This is a genomic window from Candidatus Aegiribacteria sp. (genome assembly GCA_021108435.1).
Classification (GTDB): Bacteria; Fermentibacterota; Fermentibacteria; order Fermentibacterales; family JCC-6; genus Aegiribacteria.
In genome coordinates, this window is the sequence record JAIOQY010000211.1 from 1 (window position 1) to 3,942 (window position 3,942).

Annotated in this window: 3 protein-coding genes; all 3 read right to left on the bottom strand. The window is 48.7% G+C overall.

Features of this window, described 5'->3' with window-relative positions; translation table 11 throughout:
- Positions 1-97: 97 nt before the first annotated feature.
- A complete protein-coding gene (locus tag K8R76_12980) occupies positions 98-595 on the bottom strand; it encodes a flavodoxin domain-containing protein (protein MCD4849088.1) in 498 nt (165 codons plus the stop codon).
- 77 nt (positions 596-672) lie between these two features.
- Positions 673-2,346: a PQQ-binding-like beta-propeller repeat protein gene (locus tag K8R76_12985; protein ID MCD4849089.1), complete on the bottom strand. Its 1,674-nt coding sequence runs from the start codon at positions 2,344-2,346 to the stop codon at positions 673-675.
- 46 nt (positions 2,347-2,392) lie between these two features.
- Positions 2,393-3,942 (bottom strand): PQQ-binding-like beta-propeller repeat protein (locus K8R76_12990; protein MCD4849090.1); only part of this gene is annotated, 1,550 nt, incomplete at its 5' end.

Here is a 3,942-nt window from a genome sequence, read left to right on the forward strand (position 1 = left end):
GGGGCCGGGCCTAACATTTAAACATTTACCATCGCCAGGGAACATGCAGGCTCTGCTGCGTGTCCCCTGCACCAATGCGTATCCCCGAAGAAAATGTTTAAATGTTAGGCCCGGCCCCTATGTTCATCTTCGCGGCGAATTCAGCGATGTTCTCCTTCTTCAGATCAGAAAAACTTTTCTTTACACCCATGATGAGTCGTATGGCGGTTCTGTCCATGAAAGAAGCTTTCTCGAAATGAACCTCATGTCCGAACCACCCTGTCGCGGTTGAGTTATCAATCAGCTCTGTCGGGAAATTCTTCCTGATGGCATCCATTCGTTTTTCTTCGTTCTTTTCTCCCGCGCAGATGAACAGACCAAGTTTCTTTTCAAGCAGCTCCGCCTTGAAATCCCAGCAGAATTCTTTAACCTCTTTCTGTATATTTCCTATGTAGATGGAGCCGCCAACCACTACAGAATCGTATTCATCAAGTGTTGGCAGATCATCATGTCCAAGTCTGACAAGATCCGTCGTACCCTGGAGTTCTCCCGCAAGAAGTTTTGCCGCGTTTGTAACACTGCCATACTTCGTCGCGAAGACAATTAAATTCTTCATATCTTTCCTCCGCGTTTCTAAAGATTCGTTTCTCTCAGTTCCATTCCAAATTTACTGCGGCTACCTTTTATGGCTTCTCATCTCAACAGGCACAGGCCGGTTGTTTCCGTGATATTTCCGGATTGTATCCGGCAGAAGTAAAGGCCGGCTGAAACAGGCTCTCCGTTCCGGCTTCTTCCGTCCCAGTTCACAGTATGGGCTCCTGCAGCAAGTTCAGAGTTTTCAAGGGTAGAGACTATTCTGCCGGAAAGGTCATACACTTCAATTGAGGTGAATCCCGGTTCTGAAAGCTCGAATGAAATGAATGCTGAGGAATGGAAAGGATTCGGGCTGGCGCAAAGACCAAGGCGGTGGGAAGGCTCCAGGTTGATCCCTGTTTCTGTTACAGTAAAGCTTATGGTGTCTGCGGCAACAGGAACTCCTTCGTCGAAGGATGTCACTATCAGCTCGTTCGACCCCACATCCGCGAACAGATCGTCTCGATAAGTGTACTTCAAACCGGTTCCAAAGGCGTAGAGATTCCAGTCGGTGGCAGCAATGTAAACAATTCCGTCTGTGATGGCCGGGCTGGATTGAATCCACTCACCACCGGTTTCGTAGAACCAGATCTCTTCCCCGGTGTCACAGTCCAGTGCAATGACTCTGGCACCATCAGGGTTGTAATACTCGCCATAAAAAACCATGCCGTCCGCAATGCCGGAAGAGCCATGCTGACCGCCTGGAACTGACCATATTGTACTGCCGGTGCTGGCATCCAGACAGAAATAGGTAATCCCCTGGTCTCCAAAGTATAGCATTCCGTTGTGATAAGCAGGGGTTGCTGTGGTAGAGTGGGCGGGACCAATATATGCCTCCCAGACGGTAATCCCTGTTATTGCGTCAATTGCCCTCGTTTTACCGTCGAATCCGTTTATGTAGATCAAACTGTCCACAACAGTCGGAGATGAGTCCCAGTAACCTTCATAGCTATCGGTGTTTTCCCAGATGATTGAGCCTGTACTGGCATCCAGGGCATACAAAGGAGCCTCGCTGCTGAATTCACATGTTGGGACAAATACCATACCGTTCCAGGCCGTCATGCAACTCACCATTATTCCTGAGAGTGTTTCCGACCATATCTCTGTGCCTGTTGCCGCATCAAAGCAATAGACACTTTGGCTTTCCCCACAGTACACTCTTCCATCAACCACTGCAGGTGTGCTACCTCCACCATCAGCATCACCAGAAGCCCAGATTCTCTCACCGGTCAGGGCATCCAGGCACCACAGTGAATCACTGGCAGTATAAAGGTAGCCATCTTTAACTGTTACCGCGTCATCTGTAGTACCAGTCCTGTATTTCCAGATCAGTTCACCGGTAGCTGCATCAAGGGCGTATAGAGAGTCAGTACCATCGTTGGATGGATAGTACACAATTTCATCCACGATTACCGGCGTTGGGAACTCGTGAGAATCTCCGGTGACCTGCGCGGTCCAGAGTATCGTGTTGTCCGTCGGGGCAGGCGATTCTGAAAAGCCATGATGCAGATCATTCTGCATATATGTGTACCAGTCGGTATTCAACCGGGGAATCTGCACTACCGGCTGCCCGTTGAGTGAGTACTGGACATATTCAGGTATCTCGTTCTCGTTCTCCACAATAGCCCTGACAGTAAGCCAGTCGCCGTCATAGGTCTCTCCGTCAACAGGTTCCGTGATATTCACGCCGGTAGCGGAAATAACAAAAAGTACAAAGCAGACTGTGATTCCCATAATAAGTTCTCCATTCTTCTATACAGTAATTACGCTTTTGAATCCGTCATCTCAGCAGACACAGGCCGGTTGTTTCCGTGATACTTCCGGATTGGATCCTGCAGAAGTAAAGTCCGGCTGAAACAGGCTCCCCGTTCTGTCTTCTTCCATCCCACTGTACAGAATGTTCTCCAGCCATAAGCTCTGAACTTTCAAGGGTAGAAACCATTCTGCCAGAAAGGTCATACATTTCAATTAACGTGTATCCCGGTTCGGAAAGCTCGAATGTAATAAATGCTGAAGAGTAGAAAGGATTCGGGCTAGCGCAAAGACCAAGGCGGTGGGAAGGCTCCAGGGTGATCCCTGTCCCGGTAACGGTGAAGCTAATTGTGTCTGCGGCAACAGGAATACCTTCGTCGAAGGATGTTACTATCAGCTCGTTCGATCCCACATCTGCATACAGATCGTCCAGGTAGGTGTATTTCAGACCGGTGCCAAAGGCATAGAGATTCCAGTCCATTCCAGCTATGTAAACAACACCGTCTGTGATGGCTGGGCTGGAGAAGATCAAATTCGAGCTGATTGTGTACGACCAGATCTCTTCCCCGGTATCACAGTCCAGCGCGATGACTTCGGCATTATCCGGATAATTGAGCAGTTCGCCGTAGAAAACGATACCATCAGCGATGCCGGAAGAACCGTGCTGCTCTCCTGGTACCGACCAGATTGTGCTACCGGTGGATGCATCAAGACAGTGATAGCCTCCGAAACCAAAGTATAGTTTGCCATCGTGATATGCAGGAGTAGGATTAAAGCTCGAACCAGGGTACATTTCATTCTCCCATACAGTAACCCCAGTCAATGCATCAATTGCAAGCATACTTCCCCAGTTACCACCGATATAGATCACACTATCAACAACCACCGGAGATGAATCCCAGTAGCCTGTATATGAGTCGGTATTTTCCCAGATGATCGAGCCTGTATTGGCATCTAAGGCATACAAAGGGGTCTCGCTGTTATTATGAAATGTGGGGATAAATACAAAACCGTTCCATACAGTCATGCAACTCACCATTAATCCGGAGAGTGTTTCCGTCCATATTTCCACTCCGTTGGCTGCATCAAAACAATAGATATAAGATATGACTAGAGACCAATCACGTCGTCCACAGTACACCCTGCCGTCAACCACTGCAGGTGTACTCCCACCTCCATCTGCAGCATCTGTTGCCCATATCTTCTCACCTGTATTGGCATCCAGGCACCACAGTGAATCGCTTGCGATGTACAGATAGCCGTTGTTTACTGTAACCGCATCATCTGAATAACCCACCCAATATTTCCATATCAATTCGCCTGTAGCAGCATCAAGGGCGTAGAGAGAGTCAGTACCATCGTTGGAAGGGTAGTACACAATTCCATCTACTATCACAGGCGTTGGGAACTCGTGGGTATCTCCGGTGACCAGCGCAGTCCAGAGTATCGTGTTGTCCGTAGGGGCAGGTGACTCGGAAAAGCCATGATGCAGATCGTTCTGCATGTAAGTATACCAGTCTGTATTAAGCCTGGGTATCTGTATAACTGGCTGCCCGTTGAGTGAGTACTGGACGTATT

Excerpts from the sequence above, each read along its gene's own strand:
- K8R76_12980 (MCD4849088.1), bottom strand. The coding sequence starts at position 595 with ATGAAGAATTTAATTGTCTTCGCGACGAAGTATGGCAGTGTTACAAAC.
- K8R76_12985 (MCD4849089.1), bottom strand. The coding sequence starts at position 2,346 with ATGGGAATCACAGTCTGCTTTGTACTTTTTGTTATTTCCGCTACCGGC.